The 514-nt window shown below is 82.7% G+C and carries 1 pseudogene; it reads left to right on the top strand.

Features of this window, described 5'->3' with window-relative positions:
- Positions 1–129: 129 nt before the first annotated feature.
- A pseudogene (locus tag STRAU_RS42735) lies at positions 130–514 on the top strand (hypothetical protein); the annotation flags it as partial.

The raw sequence follows: 514 nt of genomic DNA, 5'->3' as shown, positions 1-514 counted from the left end.
GCCGCCGCCGCGCAGGGCACACCTCTGCACGGCGTCCAGCACGCCGACCGTCAGGGGCACGGCGGCCCGCACCAGGGCGCCGTGCCTCAGGGCCACCAAGCCCCCGCCGCTCCCGCCCAAGGCATGCCCATGCCCGGCACTCCGGCCCAGGGCACGCCCGCACCCGGCACCCCGGCCCAGGGCATGCCCGCCCCGGCCGCCGCCGCGCAGGGCACGCCTCCGCCCGCCCCGGCCGCCGCCGCGCAGGGCACGCCTCCGCACGGCGTCCAGCACACCGGCTCCCAGGGGCACGGTCCGCACCAGGGTGCCGCCCCCCACGGCCACCAAGCCCCCGCCCCCCACGCCCACTCGGGGGCGCACGGGGTGCCCGCGCAACCCGCAGCCGCAACAGGAACGGCCATGCCCAGTGCGCCCGCGCCCGGGGCCTCCCACCCGCACAGCACCCCTGCGGCCGCCCACGCCCAGGCCGCCCCCGCCCAAGGCGCCCACGCCCAGGCCCCCGCCCACGGCGCCC

The sequence above is a fragment of the Streptomyces aurantiacus JA 4570 genome, assembly GCF_000414115.1.
GTDB classification, from domain to species: domain Bacteria; phylum Actinomycetota; class Actinomycetes; order Streptomycetales; family Streptomycetaceae; genus Streptomyces; species Streptomyces aurantiacus_A.
Note: the sequence above shows the minus strand (reverse complement) of the source record. Positions and strands in the feature narration are given on the sequence as shown.